Raw genomic sequence first — 17,757 nt, 5'->3', positions numbered from 1 at the left:
GCAACATTTAGCATTACTGGGAGGATATATGCAGCAGCTCAGCGAAATTATTAATATGGAAGCCAACCCAATCAACGATGTCATGTTCATCACACAGTGCAAGAACACGTTAGAAACATACGGCGCCTTGGTACTATCAGGCTTCTTGCAGCCCCGCGCACTGAGTAGTATTAAACAAGAAGGCGTCAGTCATAAGCATCGAGCTTACTATGCCGCTAATCAGCATAATGTTTATCTGACCAAAACCGATCCCGCCTTCCCTGCTGGTCATCCCCGTAATCGGTTGGTTACTTCATCAAAAGGCTGTATTACTGACGAAGAAATCCCTACCGATTCCGCATTACGAACGCTGTACAATGCGCAAGATTTCCAAGACTTCTTGTGTGCCGTATTAGATGAAAAACAACTCTACCCTTACGCCGATTCACTTTCTTCAATTAACTTGCACTACGCCAGTCAAGGCCAAGAGTTAGGTTGGCATTTTGACAATTCATCATTCGCCATCACCTTATTAGTACAAAAACCGCAAGCGGGTGGCGTCTTTGAATATATTGAAGAGATGCGCGATGCCGATAAAGGAGAGATGAATTACTCAGGAGTGGAACAACTGTTAAACCAACAGGTCACACCTAAAACATTGCAAATTGAACCGGGGGACTTAGTGCTATTTCGTGGAAGAAATGCGATTCACCGGGTCACGCCGACCCAAGGGAATATCACACGAATGCTGGTAGTGTTAGCCTATAATGCTCAACCCGATATTGCGCTATCCGAGACAGCCAGAATGACTTTTTACGGTCGTATTTAGTTTTCAGTGGTTTGGCATTTACTTAACGGCTCTGCGGGCGTCCTTGCCCGCTAATAACATAGCTATTCTCTGCCAGCATACAACATTAAACCACTCCGGTGGTCACGCTGAAATGGCGGCTCTCTCCTGGGGATAGCATTATTAACGTCCCCTTTTCTTTCGCCGCCAAATACCCTTCCGGGCGACAGGTTGCAGGTAAAATAAATGCAGCCACTTTTTGATCGCCATTATGTAAAATCCAACGAGTAGCATAATTAAACTGCGCGGTGGAAAAACGAGTCACAAAACGATGCCCTTGCGGGGACAACATAAAGAATTCTGCATTATCAACATATTGTGCAAGATTATCGGCAAAAAATACAATTTCTGGATCGTAAAACTCCGATTCATTTAAATCGGTTAATCCCTGAGTTCTTTCCCGTAATTGTTGGGTGTAGTGCAACCATTGCGGGGTTGGGTGTACATGTGCCGGTACTGTCTCACGCAATTTCAGTGCTGAACCGGGTAAGTTTTGACGGAAAGTGGCCCCAGGAATATAGGTGTAATTCATATGACACATATATTGCAGAGGCATCGGCATACTGGATAAGTTAGTCACCTTCATCTCAATATCGAACTGCGCACTACCGGCCCTGAGCCTAACCAGCGGTTGCGCGCAATAATGATCACCGAACCCTTTCACATATTCCACACTGCCCGTGACGGCAAGTGTGTCGCCGTCAATAAGGAGCCAAGCGTAGTCCATTTCAGCACAAGGCATCTCGCCGTGTAATACATGGTCGTCCTCAGGCGATGGACAACCATTACGGCGCAAACCCGAATGGAAAGCAAAACAACCGTAGGTATCAACAATGTTCTCTCCACGCTTAGGTCGAGAGAACATATTTTCCATTTTCAGGTTATGCCCATCAAATTCCGCATCCCAAATCATTTGGCCGTAATAAGGTAAAACGGTCAGGTACCCACGAGAATTAACAATCTTCAGAGCTTCAATACCTGAGGCATATTTAAAACTGATAACAGTAAAATCACTACTGCTATAGATCTCTTGCTCCTGAAGACTGAACTGTTCACGGATTAGCGTTATTTTGGCGGTCATTTATTGTTACTCCCGGTTCAATTAAGACTCATTATTTGCCAATGTTGCCGCACTTGTCCGTTGTTTATTGCGCAGTTCACCCCAAAAATAGAAACCAACATAGGCGAAACACAATAATGAGACAAAAAATGCATGTTGCATTGAACCAAGATGGTCAGAGACAAACCCTTGTAATGCTGGTACCACTGCAGCCCCCACTATCGACATCACAATAATGGCCCCGGCCACTTCGGTATATTTGTTGTCTACTGTATCCAGGGTGCCTGCATAGATAGTCGCCCAGCAGGGCCCAAACAAGACGCTAACAAATACGGCTGCATATACCGCCGTAAAGTTGGGTACGGTTACGACATAAAGCAACGTTAATGCACCTAAAATAGAATAGGCAATTAACACTTTTTCGGCTTTAAATCGTGTCATCAGGAAGTTGGCCACAAACTTACCAATGAAGAAGCAAATAAAACTGTAAATCATAAAGTTCGAGGCATCTCGTTCATTAGATGCGCCCAGGTTTAAGGCCAGGCGAATCGTAAAGGACCATACTGCGACTTGCATACCCACATAGAGGAACTGCGCCGCAATGCCTTTTTTAAAACGACTGTTCCCAGCTAAATATTTCAAGGTTTCTTTTAATGACGGTGAAACCACTTTTTTACCGCTATCACCTTGTGGTTTGCAATGAGGATAACGAGTAATAACAAATAACAGCATAACCAGCAGCAGAACGAAAATCAGATATTTATAAGGCTCCAATGTATGTTCTAACATCGTAAGACGAAAAGCATGAATCTGATCTGGCGTCATCGCGGCCATTTGGTTGTGTAAACTATCACCTTCCTGAAATACCAAGTATTTACCGAGTACTATCCCCATCAATGCACCGATCGGGTAGAAAGTTTGGCTGATATTAAGCCGTAAAGTGGCATAGTCTTTATGACCAATCATGGAGCTGTAGGTATTAGCAGCAGTTTCAAGGAAACTTAAACCAATAGCGATGGCAAAAATAGCGGCCAGAAACATAGTATATGTTGCCATATGGGAAGCAGGATAAAACAACATACATCCGATAATATAAAGTGTTAACCCAGTTAATATAGCAACTTTGTAGCTGCTTTTTTTGATGACCAAAGAGGCAGGAATAGCAATCAGAAAATAACCGCCATAAAAGGCACTTTGTACCAGTGCACTGGCAAAATCACTGAGTGCAAATACGCTTTTAAATTGAGTAATTAAAATATCATTCAGACTGGCTGCACATCCCCAGAGCGGGAATAAGCAGGAAAGCAAAATAAATTGGAATAACGGTGTTTTATTTAAATAGCCATCTGGCAGTTGAACGGTATTAAGGCGCATTTTATTTTCCTTGGTGTAGGGTCTTTAAAAAATCAATAAATTGCGACGCATCAGGATAAGAACGTTGGGTTCCCTTTCCTGTGACACTGTAGGCTGCAAAAGCAGAAGCCATTTCCATCGCTTTTAATATATTGCCGTGCTGGACATATTCATGAGCAAAACAACCAATGAAAGCATCACCTGCGCCGCTGGTGTCGATGGCGTGGACACTAACCGGTGGCACATGGTCAATGTGTTCACCGTGCATCCATAATGAGCCGCGATGCCCCAAAGTAATGATCAGGTTATGTAACCCTTTATCCAATAAGCTGCGCCCTGCACGGTAAATGTTATCCAGACTATCAACTGGCATTCCGGTCAGAATCGCGAGCTCAGTTTCATTTGGCATAAAGAACTCGCACTGACATGCATAGCCGATATCCAATGCTTTAGATGCGGGGGCTGGATTAAGAATGACTTTAATCTGGTGCTGGCGGGCAAAGTCGATAGCGGCGTAGACCGTTTCCAGCGGAATTTCGAGTTGTAGAATAATCAATTGGCAAGCTTTGAGCGCATCAGCAGCAGCATCGATATCCGCGGGTAACAAATGATTGTTAGCGCCTTTGATAATCAAAATTCGATTTTGTGATGATTTATCGACGAAAATCGGAGCCACACCACTCGAGGCCCCTGTAACTGCTTTTACATACTGGGTATCAACCCCAGCTTTTTGTAGATTCCTTATGGTATTTTCCGCAAATAGATCATCACCAACCCGAGTGATCATCATCACATTGGCACCTAACTTGGCAGCGGCAACCGCCTGATTGGCCCCTTTACCGCCGCACCCAATTTCAAAATTCGGTGCCTCCAATGTTTCCCCGACTTGCGGCATTTCATCAATATAAGTGATCAGATCAACCATGTTGGAACCAATTACTGCAATATCCATTGTTAACCCCTTTATTCTAATTTTTACCACGCAATGTTATTGCAATAACATTATCAGCTGACAAATGTTATGTGTGTGACAAAGATCGCAGCAATTGAAGTACACAGCATGGGAGAGACAGGAGTTTGGCATGAATTAAAATGTTATTATTATAACAATTGGTAAGAAATGATAATGTAAATCAGTGATATTTAGAGGATGGATATAATCGTAGCTAACAGAAACTAAAAATCCCGGCCATTATTGCACCGGGATTATTCAGCGAATTGTGCTGTAACAGGTGTATCGTGACTTATTTAATCGCCATAGCATCACGCATGGTAAAGAACAGGTCGGTTTGGTCTGTTAGACCAACCACATTTGCCGCATGTGGTCCGTAAGCTGCTATGCGCAATTGGGTACCCGTGTGCCCTTGAGAATCATCTTCAGAGTTGCCATAGCTTATCGCCATAACTGCGCCATCTTTCGTGGTTAACGCTTGTGTTAAGCCAGGAGCTTTTGCATCTGCTTCAATAATTTGACTGGAATGCGCGTGATCTGCCGTCACAATAACCAAGGTATTACCTTCTGCACGCGCAAACTCCAGTGCTTTTTGTACTGCTTCATCCAAATCGACAGTTTCACCGAACTGACCACAAGGATTCGCCGCATGGTCTTGTTTATCAATGGATGCCCCTTCAACCTGTAAGAAGAATCCTTTTTCGTTATGTTTCAGCAGGTCAATTGCTTTTTCAGTCATCACTGCCAAGGTTGGAATATCTTTAGTACGCTCGGCATTGTTTTCACAAACTACCGGCGGCTTATCTAAATTGCCATGATAAGACGCTTTCGGCCCCTGCCAACGTACTGGCATGTTACCTGGGCTAAATAACCCTAATAGCGGTTTTTGTTGGTCTGCCTGCTTTATTGCATTCAGATCGTCAAGATTTTCGACAATAACATAACCTCGAGCCAAGGCTTGTTCACGCAGAGATTTATCTTTCCATTCACCGGCTTTAGCGACTTGGCTGAATGATTTAGCGCCACCACCCAATGTGACATCCGCGCGCCCGGCAATCATCTGCTCAGTAATTGAACCGCGCCCACCCTTTTCCAGCGCATTGCTACTGCACTTCTCGCTTGTTTCCTCCGGGCCATAGCATTTTCGCCCAGTTACGTGAGCAAACTGTGCCGCAGGAGTGGCATCTTGCAGTTCAGCAGTTGAAACGTTACCAGTTGCTTTACCGGCTTTCTTCGCTAACTCCAACAAGGTGACGTGATCTTTTCCGAACACATCAACACCCAGCGCGCCGTTATACGTTTTTACACCTGAGGACCAAGCTGTTGCGGAGGCAGCTGAGTCAGTCACGTAATCCGGTTTTTGCGTTTTCTTATCTAATGAGTAGTGCGTGTATTGCCCTGTCAGTGGTAACGCATCAATTCCTTTAAAGAAACCACCGGCCCCCATAGCATAGTTACGTGCTGAGGTGATTTCTGAATCGCCCATACCATCGCCAATCAGTAAAATGACATTCTTTACGGTTTTATTGGAAAGCGAATCACGAAGAGCCTGTGTCTGATCACCGGTCAAACGTCGTGCCCCGCCAAATTGAGTGACATCTCCCTTGGCGCTACGGTCATATAAGCCAGTGGCGGAAGCAACAGCATTCGGTGTAAACAATGAACTGGTGAGTATCAGACTGGATAACGCTATGCCGGACAAAGTGGATACGCGGTTCTGCATCGGTATAATTCCTTGTTGTAAAACAGTAATACAATTTGTATTGATTGGTTACAACGGATACTAGAACAAGCGAATGACGCTTTTATGACAGTCGCGATTAATTGTTATCTCTGACAATGCAGGCTCCCCTGACCTTTCCACGCGTTCACCACAGGCTAAATCAGGCCACCGTTGGCGCGTAAAACTTGCCCATTAATCCAGCCACCGTCTTTTCCAACCAGAAAAGCCACGGCTGCTGCAATATCCTCTGGCGTTCCTAATCTTTCTAGTGGCGCCATTTTCGCCATTTTTTCAATTAATTCGGGTGATTTACCATCAAGGAAGAGCGAGGTTGCCGTCGGCCCAGGAGCCACAGCATTAACGGTGATATTACGCCCCCGCAACTCTTTCGCCAGAATAGCTGTCATGGTTTCAACCGCCGCTTTGGTTGCAGCATAAACACCGTATTTTTCCAGTTTCAGCCCGACAACACTGGTTGAAAAGTTTACGATGCGGCCGCCATCTTTCAAACGCTTTGCCGCTTCACGCATCCCGTTAAAGCTCCCTTTCAGGTTAATGGCGATCTGGCGGTCAAAGTGTTCATCATCACTGTCTGCAATGGCACTGAGAGATAGAATTCCAGCATTGTTGACCAAGACATCAACCCCGCCAAACGCAGCTTCTGCTTGAGAAAATAACTGTGCAACCGCTGCGGCATCACTGATATCCCCCTTCGCACTCACTGCATTTCCGCCCGCTTGTTGAATTTTGCGCACCAGTGTTTCCGCCTCAATGTCACTCCGGGCATAATTGATCAGAACGGTATACCCCTCCTGAGCCAAACGCTCAGCAATTGCTGCGCCAATACCACGTGATGCTCCGGTTACAATGGCAACCTGCCCGGTTGTATTCACCATGATTTTCTCCTCGATGTGTATTTTATCGTTTGTGACGATGCATTGATTGCTATCCAGCAAGTGGAGCATGCTATGTTTAACCGCCCGCAAACAGAGAATGCCACTTTTATCGTTTCGGATAATCATCTATTATTCGTTAACACTATCCGAATAAAGCGAACAATCACGTGGACCGAATTGATGCAATGCGGGTATTTATCAGGGTAGTGGAACAACGCAGTTTTACCCAAACCTCCCAAGATTTAAATCTACCGCGATCTACAGTGACAGATGCCATTAAACAGCTCGAAAAGCGTTTAAATGTGCGCTTATTGCAGCGAACTACCCGACATGTTAGCCCTACTCTGGATGGTGGAGCTTACTACCAGCGCTGTCTGCGTATTATTGCTGATATTGAAGATGCTGAAATGGCCTTTGCCAATGCCAAGCCACGAGGTTTGTTACGAATTGATGTACAGGGCACGTTAGCCCGCCATTTCGTCTTGCCACAATTACCTGATTTTATTGCTCAATATCCTGACATTGAGTTATTTATCAGTGAAGGTGACCGCTTGGTCGACCTTATTCGAGAAGGTATTGACGGGGTGCTACGTGTAGGTAATTTACAAGACAGCGATATGGTCGCCCGCCGAGTGGCGTTGTTGCCACAAGTCACCTGTGCTGCACCGCAATATTTACAACGACAGGGTACCCCACTCCGGTTGGACCAATTATCAGGTCATCAGATGGTAGGTTTTCGTTCTAGCGCAACCGGTAGCCTGATGCCACTGGAATTTGGCACTGACAGCACCCTTAGCCCCGATAAAACAACAGGTTATAATAAAGCAGCGTCCTCCAGGGTAATAACAGAAAGCGCATATCTACCCTCTGCTTCGTCATCATCTACTAAAACGCAGCAAGTAAAATTACCGACTGTTCTATCAGTCAGTGGTGCAGAAAGCTTTGTAGCAGCCGCACGTCTTGGATTGGGTATTATTCAAGTGCCTCGTTACCATATCGAATCTGACTTAATCGCTGGCACCTTGGTTGAGATACTACCAAAATACGCACCACCCCCGATGCCAGTCTCGTTCCTGTATCCTCACAACCGCCAGCTTTCCCCTCGAGTACGTATTTTTAGTGACTGGTTGAGCCAGTTATTTCTTGCCACCGAGATAAAGTGATAATACGCCGGTACGCCTATCCTGAATCAATGTTGCCACGATAGGCAGCCGCACCAACCGGCACAGCCGCCACTCATTATTGTGCTTTTTCAACCGATTGACAGATATCGATATCAAAATAACCATCAGTTATGCCGTCATTGAGGTAAACCTCATAACACGCACCTTCTACCGAACGATAACCACTTTGTGGCAGATGCTGGTTATACAACTCGCTCCAGGCTTTGGCATAATCATCATCCGTTACCCTGGTGTGATACACCGCATACAACCCCCCGGGAATCACTTGTAGTTGTAGTTGATCACTGAGTTCTGCGGGCAACACATAATCGTCAGCCACAGACAAGGATATGTCAGCCCGTAGCTCAGCAGGAGGATTAGTCTCAGGATTGTCCCAGTAAAGAGCCAACCACTCTTTCCCAGGGATTTGGTACTGAGTATAGAGTGAAGAAAGTTGGTTAAAGCCTTGCGGGATAGTCTCGTGATAAGGGCCGACCAGCCGAATACTGACTATTTGCTGCGGTTGCTTTTCTACTATCTTAAATGTCATATCGCTACCTCGACTTAATGGTTTCAAGAAAGATGAAGTGACCAAAAATGCGACTTTACGCCACAACTGTACATTTATACAGTATAGCGAGATTTTATGACACTCGGTTAATTTTCAACCTTGACTTGTGAAGAACTTCGCAAAAAATCATCCGCCTGTTTAAGCTGATGATGGCTGAAAACGGTTATTCCGTGGCGGCGCAATAACGCCGTGGTGACTCCCTGTCCTGTGCGCTGGGTGCCGCTAAAATGACCATCATAGATGCGGCTGCTCCCACAAGATGGACTCCCTTCGGTCAAAATTGCTACTGTGCAGCTGTGCTTTTGCGCCAACTCCAGAGCCTGATAAGCCCCTTGCAAAAACTCCCGGCTAACATCATTGCCCCACTGCTCGGTCACCCGCGCCAGCCCTTGCAACACCGCCTCGCCGTTACCTTGCTGAATTTCGGCAGGCGGACGCGGTACCGGCATACCTGCGGATAATTCAGGGCAAATAAGGACCAGTCGCCCCTCATCCTGCCAGCGTTGAATAATTTCATCGCTAACAGACAGGGCACTGCCGTTATAACGTACCGGTTTTCCCATTAAACAGGCACTGATCAGAATGCGCGCAGGTTTTGGTTCCACGTAATTATCAACCTTAATATTATGCAGCGAATAAAAAATGATGATTATGCTGATAATAACCAATTAATGGCTGTTGGTCATGAGCGTGCGTTGATAATTGTTGCAGAACAGATAATTTTCATGTCAATAAATGGCATTGTTGCTTATTTTGCATAATTCAATGCCGCTAACACCTGCGGCAACAGTCGCGCCAAACGGCTCGCCCAGAGCGCCTGACCTGCTTGATGCGTAATAAGATCCTGACGAATCTCAATACCCACATAAGGTAACTGCCGCTGTTCTGCGTGGAAGGGTAACGTGAAATCTGTTGCATCCGTCATGGCATAAGGTTCGTTAATCCCGACGTGCAGGTCACCTTCTTGCTGTAACAATGAAACCAGTTGCAAAGCAAACTCAGGATTACGATGAAACAAGGTACCAATCTGCCAGGGGCGCGCGATGTTTTTAAACGACGGTGTAAAACTGTGCATGGAGAGGATCACGCTCATCTGGCCGCTATCACGACGTTGATTCAGCGTTTGTGTAATCAAATCATGATAAGGCTGGAATACCTCAACCCGGCGCGCTTCAGCCTCTGCTACGGTGACACCAATATTGCGCGGGATCCGTGTGTGCTCGGAAATTTCAGGGATCGAACTGGCGATTCCCGGCGTGCGATTGCAATCAATCACCAATCGCGAATACTGCTGATGAATCAAGGTTGCATCCAGATACTGGCTAAGTAACCGCGCCATTGCCAATGAACCTATATCCCAACCGATGTGGCGGTCAATTTCTCCTGAGGGTAACCCCAAATCACCAAGTTGAACCGGTATCCGTTGACCGGCATGGTCGGCCAGTAAGATAAATGGTGATTGGCTGTGCGGGCGCTCGATAACAACTGACTGAGGATCGCCATCACGTAATAAAGGAGACAAAATGATATTTGACATGGAGTTAGTACCTGGCATGAAGTGGCAATCGTAAGTATCAGTCGTCACAACAGTTAATACTCACAAACAAGGGCTTTCGTAATCAATAAGCTATCATCCTAGCCGCTAATGTTGGGTTCGCCCACCCCGAATTTATACCTAAATTTTCTTGGTTATGCGATTATCGCCACAGTAGGTATCTTTTGATGCCATATTTCAGGCAATCATTATCGGCAAAACTGTCTACAACCAACAGCAGCATAGCGGAGACTTATGGAAACGTTTTTTATTGATCGGATGGCAACTCCACAAGGTGAACTGTTACTGATCGCAGACCAAGAAAACCGGCTACGTGCCATCGATTGGACTGACCACTACGAGCGTCTGATGAAGTTGCTAGGCAACCATTACGGCCAGGGCGCGTTTACATTGGTTGAAGAACGCAATCCCGGTGGGCTAAGTGACAGTATGCAACGCTATTTTGCTGGTGACCTGAGCATTATTGATAATTTACCGGTTAAAACCGCTGGGACTGATTTTCAGCGTCAAGTCTGGCAGGAGCTGCGAAAAATCCCCTGTGGCGAAACGATTACTTATGGCGAGTTAGCAAAACGAATCAACCGCCCTACCGCTTCGCGGGCTGTCGGGATGGCGAATGGATTGAACCCTATTTCAATTGTTGTCCCTTGTCATCGGGTCATTGGGCAACAAGGTGCATTGACAGGATATGCCGGTGGAGTGGAGAGAAAACGCTGGTTATTAATGCATGAGGGTTATCTTTTAGCACGCTAACTATTGTTGCTCTTATCAGACGCAAGAAAAGATGTTAAAATTGACGCATATCAATATTAATGGGAATACCCTATGATCCCGGAAAAACGCGTAATCCGACGTATCCAGTCTGGTGGTTGTGCAATTCACTGTCAGGATTGCAGTATTAGCCAGCTCTGTATTCCGTTTACCTTAAATGAAAACGAGCTGGATCAGCTCGACAATATCATTGAAAGGAAGAAACCTATTCAGAAAGGACAGGCGCTGTTTAAAGCGGGTGATGAACTCAAATCCCTGTATGCCATCCGTTCCGGGACCATTAAAAGCTACACCATTACCGAAGAAGGTGATGAGCAAATCACCGGTTTCCATCTGGCGGGTGATTTAGTCGGTTTTGACGCTATCAGCAATTTGCAGCATCCGAGCTTCGCACAAGCTCTGGAAACATCCATGGTTTGTGAAATCCCGTTTGATACGTTGGACGATTTATCCGGCAAAATGCCAAATCTGCGCCAGCAGATGATGCGCCTGATGAGTGGTGAGATCAAAGGTGACCAAGATATGATTTTGCTACTTTCCAAAAAGAATGCAGAAGAGCGTCTGGCGGCCTTTATCTATAATCTGTCTCGCCGTTTTGCTCAACGTGGTTTCTCTCCACGTGAGTTCCGCCTGACGATGACCCGTGGTGATATTGGTAACTATTTAGGTCTGACGGTAGAAACCATCAGCCGTTTACTGGGCCGTTTCCAGAAAAGCGATATTCTGAGTGTGAAAGGTAAGTACATTACTATCGAGAATACCGAAGCTCTGGCCAAACTGGCGGGTAATCCAAGACCAAGTCTGTAACCTGATCAAAACCAGAATAATAAATACCTGATAGATTTCAAGTTGCAGGACGGCGGTAAGTAACGGCCTCGTAGAGACCAGGTCTGAGGATCGACCGAGTAACACAAGCCGTCAGCAAATCTGCAACTTGAAAATTTATTGGTCTGCTTCCCCCAGCCACCTATCCTGTTTCCCTTTCATGGTTTACTCTTTAACTAACATACTGTTAATTCACGTTTGTAAGGAGACTCTATGGCAAAGTATCAGAATATTCTGGTTGCTATTGACCCCAATCAGGATGATCAACCTGCACTAAGACGTGCAGTTTACCTTGTGCAGCGCAATGGCGGCACAATCAAAGCATTTTTGGCTATTTATGATCTGTCATATGATATGACCACCCTGCTGTCGCCTGATGAGCGTACCGCAATGCGTAAAGGGGTTATCAGCCAACGTTCCGCATGGATAAGCGAGCAATGCCGCTTTTATCTTGATGCCGGTATTCCAATTGAAATCAAAGTGGTATGGCATAATCGGCCCTATGAGGCCATTATTCAGGAAATCCTGAACGCCAAGCACGATTTGTTGTTAAAAATGGCGCATCAACACGACCGCCTGGAGTCGATTATCTTTACCCCAACCGACTGGCATTTATTGCGTAAGTGCCCATGCCCAGTCTGGATGGTGAAAGACCAACCTTGGCCGGAAGGCGCCACAGCGCTGGTGGCCGTTAACCTCTCAAGTGAAGATCCACTCCATGACCCACTAAATCTCCGTTTGGTCAAAGAGACCAGAGAGTTAGCCGAACATGTCAATCAAACGCCAGTGCATCTGATCAGCGCCTACCCGGTAACCCCGATTAATATCGCCATTGAATTGCCTGATTTTGACCCGAGCGTCTATAACGATGCCATTCGTGGTCAGCATTTGGTTGCGATGAAAGCATTACGCCAGCAATTTGGCATTGATGAAAAATTCACCCATGTTGAAAAAGGTCTCCCTGAAGAGGTTATCCCTGATTTGGCTGAACACTTGCGGGCTGGGGTGGTTGTTCTGGGTACCTTGGGGCGTACTGGGCTATCTGCCGCCTTTATTGGGAATACTACCGAACATGTGATCGACCATCTTAAGTGTGACTTACTGGCAATTAAACCCGAAGGATTTACCTGTCCGATAGAAGGCCATGAAGATCTGGAAGAGATTGAATAACCCTTGTCTGACATCACCCATTGATTAAATCAAAAAGAAGGGCCACCAAATAGGTGGCCCTTGATCTGCGATTCGTAATAACGAATTACAATGCGCGTAAAATTGCTTCTACGCTGTCTTTAGCATCGCCAAACAACATTTGGGTATTTTCTTTAAAGAACAATGGGTTTTGCACGCCAGCATAACCGGTATTCATTGAACGTTTAAAGGCAATAACACTTTGCGCTTTCCATACTTCCAACACCGGCATGCCGGCAATCGGACTACGCGGGTCTTCAAGTGCTGCTGGGTTAACCGTATCGTTGGCACCAATCACCAACACGACATCAGTACTTGGGAAATCATCATTGATTTCATCCATTTCCAGCACTACGTCATAAGGGACCTTGGCTTCAGCCAATAACACGTTCATATGACCTGGCAAACGCCCAGCTACCGGGTGAATACCAAAGCGGACTTTGATGCCCCGCGCTTGTAGTTTTGCAGTAATCTCAGCGACGGGGTATTGTGCCTGTGCCACTGCCATGCCATAACCCGGAGTGATGATAACTGAGCTAGCATTTTTCAGCAGGTCAGCCACTTCTTCAGCCGTGGTTTCACGGTATTCACCCATTTCTTCAGCATTACCGGTTGAAGAACCATCAGTACCAAAGCCACCGGCGATCACACTGATAAATGAGCGATTCATCGCTTTACACATGATGTAAGACAGAATAGCACCGGAAGAACCGACCAAGGCACCCGTTACAATCAACAGGTCATTGCTCAACATGAAACCTGCCGCAGCCGCAGCCCAACCGGAGTAGGAGTTCAGCATTGAGACCACAACCGGCATGTCAGCACCACCGATAGATGCCACCAAGTGCCAGCCAAAGCCCAAAGCAATCACCGTCATCAATAACAACGCGACCACTTGTAAGCTAACGCTGTCGGTTTTGACGAACAGAATCATCAGCAGGAATGACACAACCAGTGCCACCAGATTCAACTTATGGCGTTGTGGCAACATCAGTGGTTTGGATGAGATAATCCCGCGTAACTTACCAAAGGCAACAATAGAACCGGTGAATGTTACTGCCCCGATAAAAATACCTAAGAAGACTTCAGTCAGATGGATATTAACCATCACCGCGTCCATCACCACCGGGCCGTGATCCAGATAGCTGTTAAAGCCAACCAGAACGGCTGCCAGACCGACGAAACTGTGCAAAATGGCAACCAGTTCTGGCATTTCAGTCATTTCGACTTTCTTCGCCAGATAGATACCAATTGCGCCACCAATCACCATGGCAATGATGATCCAGGCAACATTACCTGAATCCGGCCCAAGGATGGTGGCGATAAGCGCGATGGCCATACCGGTCACACCGAAAGTGTTACCTTGTTTGGATGTTTCGTGGCGCGACAGCCCAGCCAAACTGAAAATAAATAAAATCGCAGCAACTATGTACGCAGCTGTAACGAGACCACTAGACATCAGTTACCCCTATATTTTTGTGTGACATTATTTTTATACCCACCGAGTTTTATACCACTCAGTTTTTACGGAACATTTTCAGCATGCGCTGGGTGACCGTAAAGCCACCAAAAATGTTGATACTGGCAATCAGTACGGCAATAAAGGATAAGAAGCTTACCCAACCGCCATGGCCAATCTGCAATAATGCACCGACGACAATAATGCCTGAAATGGCGTTAGTGACTGACATTAAAGGTGTATGTAGTGCATGGCTGACGTTCCACACCACGTAATAACCCACTACGCACGCCAGTGCAAAGACCGTAAAGTGAGATAAAAACTCTTTCGGAGCAACATTTGCTAACCAGCCAAACAACACAACGACCAGTGCCATAATGATGTATTTCGGCCATGGCGAGCTAGGCTTGGCGTCTTCTTTCACAATAGGTTCAGCTTTAGCCGCCTGAGGCTGTGCTGATACCTGAATAGGCGGCGCTGGCCACGTTATTTCACCGGTTTTGACCACGGTTACACCGCGAATCACGGTATCTTCGAAATCAATATCTATCTCACCATTTTTCTCTTTACAGAGTAATTTCAGCAAGTTAACCAAGTTGGTTCCGTAAAGTTGCGATGACTGCGTGGGTAAACGGCTAGGCAGATCGGTATAGCCGATAATTTTTACGCCATTGTCTGTCACTGTCACTTTATCGGCGACGGTCAGTTCACAGTTACCACCGGTTTGCGCGGCCAGGTCAACAATCACACTGCCCGACTTCATGGATGCCACCATCTCTTTGGTGATCAACCGAGGAGCAGGTTTACCCGGAATCAGTGCAGTGGTAACAATGATGTCCACTTCAGCAGCTTGAGCGGCAAACAGTGCCATCTCGGCTTTGATAAAAGCGTCAGACATCACTTTGGCGTAACCATCACCACTGCCCGCTTCTTCCTCAAAGTCCAGCTCAAGGAATTCAGCACCCATACTCTGAACTTGTTCTTTTACTTCTGGGCGGGTGTCGAATGCACGCACGATAGCACCCATACTCCCTGCCGCCCCGATGGCTGCCAAACCTGCAACCCCAGCCCCGATAATTACCACTTTCGCCGGTGGAACTTTACCCGCGGCCGTAATTTGCCCAGTGAAGAAGCGACCAAATTCATGGGCAGCTTCAACAATGGCACGATAGCCGGCTATATTGGCCATTGAACTGAGCGCATCCATCGATTGCGCGCGAGATATGCGCGGCACTGAATCCATGGCCAATACGGTTACCTGACGCTCCGCTAACTTTTGCAGTAATTCCGGGTTTTGAGCTGGCCAGATAAAACTGGCTAACGTACTCCCAGCACGCATCAGGCTAATTTCTTCCTCAAGGGGCGCATTCACTTTGAGGATAAGGTCGGATTGCCACACATCGGTGGTATCCGTAATGGTGGCACCCGCTTCCTGGTACGCCGCATCGTCGAAGCTGGCTAAGTGACCAGCTCCACTTTCAATCGCCACGGTGAAGCCTAATTTCAGCAGTTGTTCCACCGTTTTCGGCGTTGCTGCAACACGGGCTTCATTGGCCAACCGCTCTTTTGGTACACCAATACGCATAATGTTCCCTTTTTACCTGTCTTTGATGATGAGTATTGCCATATCCATCTTACTCGGCGTTGCTGGGACGTTAGCGACTTACACTCACCCGAACCACTGACGTCGGATTCGTTTGCTTGCAGCCTACCGGCAACACCCACTAATTTGGGTATGCTTCAGTTCTATTTGGTTACTGATAAACCTGCTTTGCTACAGCTCCCTATAACCTACTGAAAATGTGACTGATGATCCATATCTGTATGTGCTTCTGGTGCAGTTTTTGCACTAAAACTGGCAGGCGGAAAGAACTCTCTATAATTCACTACAAAAATAATATTTACTAGCGGCTTGTCCTGCAACTTTGCACCAAAATAACAAGCCGGACAATAATGAGGCAGCCCAGTAATGGCGCGGCATCAGGTTAGCAAATGTAAATAATCAGCACTTATGACGTTAAAGCAATTATTCGTAAAGCTTATCCCTATTATTGCTGTAAAGTACCGGCGGGCTAATCTTCAGAATTGATATACTAAGTCATATAAATTGCTGAGACACCCGCCATTATTACATGTAATAATCATCTGCTATTCTGTTACACATCAATTGTTCCGCACGTATCAACGTTAATGCGCAAGGCGAAAGGATTTTTTATGAAGCTGAAATACACGATCATCGCATCGGCATTGCTATCACTCACCGCGCTTTCTGCTGCACAAGCGGCAAAAGAACTCGCGCCTGAGCAAGCAGCAGCCATTAAGCCATTTGATCGCATTACTATTACTGGCCGATTTAATGCAATAAATGAAGCAGCGGATGCGGTATCCCGCCGTGCTGACAAATTGGGTGCAGACTCCTTCTATATTCAGGATATCAACAGCAACAATAATGGCGGCAACTGGCGTGTAACGGCCGATGTTTATCATAACGATGCCGCGGAAGTGAGCAAAGAAACCCAGTATCGCGTCTTTAATGATGTGAAAGAATTGCCAAAAGCAGAAGCCTACGCGCTTCAGCCTTATGATACCGTTTCTGTTAGTGGCTTCTTCCGCAGCCAGCCTGATATCAACGATGCCATTTCAAAAGCGGCAAAAGAGAAAGGGGCTTACTCCTTCTTTATCGTACGTCAGGTTGATGCAAACCAAGGCGGCAACCAGTTTGTTACGGCATATGTTTATAAAGCAGATGCGGCAAAACGTGTTGTCCAGAGCCCAGATGTTATTCCTGCCGATTCTGATGCTGGTCGTGCGGCACTGGCTGCCGGTGGCGCAGCTGCTGCCAACGTTGAAATCCCAGGTGTTGCCTCTTCAGGTACGCCAAGTGCTGATGTGGGCCGTTTCTTCGAAACGCAATCATCAACCGGTAAACGTTACACTGTCACCCTGAATGATGGTACTCAAATTCAGGAGCTGAATAACACGACAGCCGCACAGATGGTGCCGTTTGATTCTATTACCTTTAGCGGTCACTACAACAGCATGACTGACGTATCTCATGAAGTGGCTAAACGTGCTGCGGCAAAAGGTGCGAAGTATTACCATGTGACTCGCCAGTGGCAGAACCAAAGTGGTGGTAACCTGAGTGTTAGCGCTGACTTGTTCAAATAAGTTTGCTTAAATCGTTACTGTAAGGGCAGCTCCGTGCTGCCTTTTTTTATGTGTCTGCTGTTGTCCTGCTTCTTATTGGTACGGACTGAATAATTTTTTGCCCAAATCGCATAACCAATCATTGCATGATCGCGTTCCACTCCGTAAAATCTCCCAAAAAATTTGGGGCTATTATCTGTCAATTATCGATAATCTTTCCTCATATAATGCTGCTTACAAGTCAGTAACCATTCATTAATACTTTCAA

The 17,757-nt window shown here is 46.3% G+C and carries 17 protein-coding genes; 6 read left to right on the top strand and 11 right to left on the bottom strand.

What is annotated here, in order from left to right:
- The first annotated feature begins 28 nt into the window (after positions 1-28).
- Positions 29-808, top strand: a complete 780-nt coding sequence (locus tag V1955_RS10795) for a HalD/BesD family halogenase (RefSeq protein WP_083158811.1) — start codon at positions 29-31, stop codon at positions 806-808.
- 85 nt (positions 809-893) lie between these two features.
- Here the strand turns inward: V1955_RS10795 and V1955_RS10790 are convergent, their stop codons facing one another.
- From V1955_RS10790 to V1955_RS10770, 5 genes are all read right to left on the bottom strand, one after another.
- A complete protein-coding gene (locus V1955_RS10790) occupies positions 894-1,907 on the bottom strand; it encodes an aldose 1-epimerase family protein (RefSeq protein WP_442820879.1) in 1,014 nt (337 codons plus the stop codon).
- Between the two features lie 21 nt (positions 1,908-1,928).
- Entirely contained in the window at positions 1,929-3,260 is a 1,332-nt protein-coding gene (gene fucP, locus V1955_RS10785) for an L-fucose:H+ symporter permease (RefSeq protein WP_372569205.1), read from the bottom strand.
- Between the two features lies 1 nt (position 3,261).
- A complete protein-coding gene (gene rbsK, locus V1955_RS10780) occupies positions 3,262-4,191 on the bottom strand; it encodes a ribokinase (protein WP_442820878.1) in 930 nt (309 codons plus the stop codon).
- A 292-nt stretch (positions 4,192-4,483) separates the two neighbouring features.
- Positions 4,484-5,914 carry an alkaline phosphatase gene (gene phoA, locus V1955_RS10775; RefSeq protein WP_442820877.1) on the bottom strand — a complete coding sequence of 477 codons (1,431 nt, stop codon included), beginning with the start codon at positions 5,912-5,914 and terminating at the stop codon, positions 4,484-4,486.
- A gap of 155 nt (positions 5,915-6,069) precedes the next feature.
- The gene (locus V1955_RS10770) at positions 6,070-6,810 is read right to left on the bottom strand and encodes an SDR family oxidoreductase (protein ID WP_372559059.1); all 741 of its coding nucleotides are present in this window, start codon (positions 6,808-6,810) and stop codon (positions 6,070-6,072) included.
- A gap of 167 nt (positions 6,811-6,977) precedes the next feature.
- On the opposite strand from V1955_RS10770, the gene V1955_RS10765 reads away from it, so the two are divergent.
- A complete protein-coding gene (locus tag V1955_RS10765) occupies positions 6,978-7,973 on the top strand; it encodes a LysR family transcriptional regulator (RefSeq protein WP_442820876.1) in 996 nt (331 codons plus the stop codon).
- Positions 7,974-8,049: 76 nt separating this feature from the next.
- Here V1955_RS10765 and sbmC read toward each other — a convergent pair whose 3' ends face one another.
- From sbmC to V1955_RS10750, 3 genes are all read right to left on the bottom strand, one after another.
- Positions 8,050-8,523: a DNA gyrase inhibitor SbmC gene (sbmC, locus tag V1955_RS10760; protein ID WP_102970405.1), complete on the bottom strand. Its 474-nt coding sequence runs from the start codon at positions 8,521-8,523 to the stop codon at positions 8,050-8,052.
- A gap of 107 nt (positions 8,524-8,630) precedes the next feature.
- Positions 8,631-9,149 carry a DUF523 domain-containing protein gene (locus V1955_RS10755; protein WP_372569208.1) on the bottom strand — a complete coding sequence of 173 codons (519 nt, stop codon included), beginning with the start codon at positions 9,147-9,149 and terminating at the stop codon, positions 8,631-8,633.
- A gap of 143 nt (positions 9,150-9,292) precedes the next feature.
- Positions 9,293-10,081, bottom strand: a complete 789-nt coding sequence (locus tag V1955_RS10750) for an N-formylglutamate amidohydrolase (protein ID WP_442820875.1) — start codon at positions 10,079-10,081, stop codon at positions 9,293-9,295.
- Between the two features lie 252 nt (positions 10,082-10,333).
- On the opposite strand from V1955_RS10750, the gene ogt reads away from it, so the two are divergent.
- The 3 genes from ogt (at position 10,334) to uspE (ending at position 12,865) form a co-directional block, all read left to right on the top strand.
- The gene (gene ogt / locus V1955_RS10745; protein ID WP_083158803.1) at positions 10,334-10,852 is read left to right on the top strand and encodes a methylated-DNA--[protein]-cysteine S-methyltransferase; all 519 of its coding nucleotides are present in this window, start codon (positions 10,334-10,336) and stop codon (positions 10,850-10,852) included.
- Positions 10,853-10,924: 72 nt separating this feature from the next.
- Positions 10,925-11,677, top strand: a complete 753-nt coding sequence (locus V1955_RS10740) for an FNR family transcription factor (protein WP_004390269.1) — start codon at positions 10,925-10,927, stop codon at positions 11,675-11,677.
- A gap of 231 nt (positions 11,678-11,908) precedes the next feature.
- On the top strand, positions 11,909-12,865 hold the full coding sequence (gene uspE, locus V1955_RS10735) for a universal stress protein UspE (protein WP_083158802.1): 957 nt from the start codon (positions 11,909-11,911) through the stop codon (positions 12,863-12,865).
- Between the two features lie 85 nt (positions 12,866-12,950).
- Here uspE and pntB read toward each other — a convergent pair whose 3' ends face one another.
- The 3 genes from pntB to V1955_RS10720 form a co-directional block, all read right to left on the bottom strand.
- Complete coding sequence (gene pntB / locus V1955_RS10730) at positions 12,951-14,342, bottom strand: Re/Si-specific NAD(P)(+) transhydrogenase subunit beta (protein WP_083158801.1); 1,392 nt, start codon at positions 14,340-14,342, stop codon at positions 12,951-12,953.
- A 58-nt stretch (positions 14,343-14,400) separates the two neighbouring features.
- Entirely contained in the window at positions 14,401-15,927 is a 1,527-nt protein-coding gene (pntA, locus tag V1955_RS10725; protein ID WP_083158800.1) for a Re/Si-specific NAD(P)(+) transhydrogenase subunit alpha, read from the bottom strand.
- A 206-nt stretch (positions 15,928-16,133) separates the two neighbouring features.
- Complete coding sequence (locus V1955_RS10720; RefSeq protein ID WP_083158799.1) at positions 16,134-16,313, bottom strand: hypothetical protein; 180 nt, start codon at positions 16,311-16,313, stop codon at positions 16,134-16,136.
- Positions 16,314-16,556: 243 nt separating this feature from the next.
- Here V1955_RS10720 and ydgH point away from each other — a divergent pair, with 243 nt between their 5' ends.
- Positions 16,557-17,510 (top strand): DUF1471 family protein YdgH, encoded by a 954-nt coding sequence (gene ydgH / locus V1955_RS10715; protein WP_083158798.1) that lies wholly within the window; start codon positions 16,557-16,559, stop codon positions 17,508-17,510.
- Positions 17,511-17,757 lie beyond the last annotated feature (247 nt).

It is taken from the genome of Yersinia sp. 2545 StPb PI (assembly GCF_052217125.1).
GTDB classification, from domain to species: Bacteria; Pseudomonadota; Gammaproteobacteria; order Enterobacterales; family Enterobacteriaceae; genus Yersinia; species Yersinia enterocolitica_E.
The sequence above is the reverse complement of the archived record's forward strand: the minus strand, read 5'-3'. Positions and strand labels throughout refer to the sequence as shown.

Coding starts and splice junctions, on each gene's coding strand:
- V1955_RS10795 (WP_083158811.1), top strand. CDS start 29: ATGCAGCAGCTCAGCGAAATTATTAATATGGAAGCCAACCCAATCAAC.
- V1955_RS10790 (WP_442820879.1), bottom strand. CDS start 1,907: ATGACCGCCAAAATAACGCTAATCCGTGAACAGTTCAGTCTTCAGGAG.
- fucP (WP_372569205.1), bottom strand. CDS start 3,260: ATGCGCCTTAATACCGTTCAACTGCCAGATGGCTATTTAAATAAAACA.
- rbsK (WP_442820878.1), bottom strand. CDS start 4,191: ATGGATATTGCAGTAATTGGTTCCAACATGGTTGATCTGATCACTTAT.
- phoA (WP_442820877.1), bottom strand. CDS start 5,914: ATGCAGAACCGCGTATCCACTTTGTCCGGCATAGCGTTATCCAGTCTG.
- V1955_RS10770 (WP_372559059.1), bottom strand. CDS start 6,810: ATGGTGAATACAACCGGGCAGGTTGCCATTGTAACCGGAGCATCACGT.
- sbmC (WP_102970405.1), bottom strand. CDS start 8,523: ATGACATTTAAGATAGTAGAAAAGCAACCGCAGCAAATAGTCAGTATT.
- V1955_RS10750 (WP_442820875.1), bottom strand. CDS start 10,081: ATGTCAAATATCATTTTGTCTCCTTTATTACGTGATGGCGATCCTCAG.
- ogt (WP_083158803.1), top strand. CDS start 10,334: ATGGAAACGTTTTTTATTGATCGGATGGCAACTCCACAAGGTGAACTG.
- V1955_RS10740 (WP_004390269.1), top strand. CDS start 10,925: ATGATCCCGGAAAAACGCGTAATCCGACGTATCCAGTCTGGTGGTTGT.
- uspE (WP_083158802.1), top strand. CDS start 11,909: ATGGCAAAGTATCAGAATATTCTGGTTGCTATTGACCCCAATCAGGAT.
- pntB (WP_083158801.1), bottom strand. CDS start 14,342: ATGTCTAGTGGTCTCGTTACAGCTGCGTACATAGTTGCTGCGATTTTA.
- pntA (WP_083158800.1), bottom strand. CDS start 15,927: ATGCGTATTGGTGTACCAAAAGAGCGGTTGGCCAATGAAGCCCGTGTT.
- ydgH (WP_083158798.1), top strand. CDS start 16,557: ATGAAGCTGAAATACACGATCATCGCATCGGCATTGCTATCACTCACC.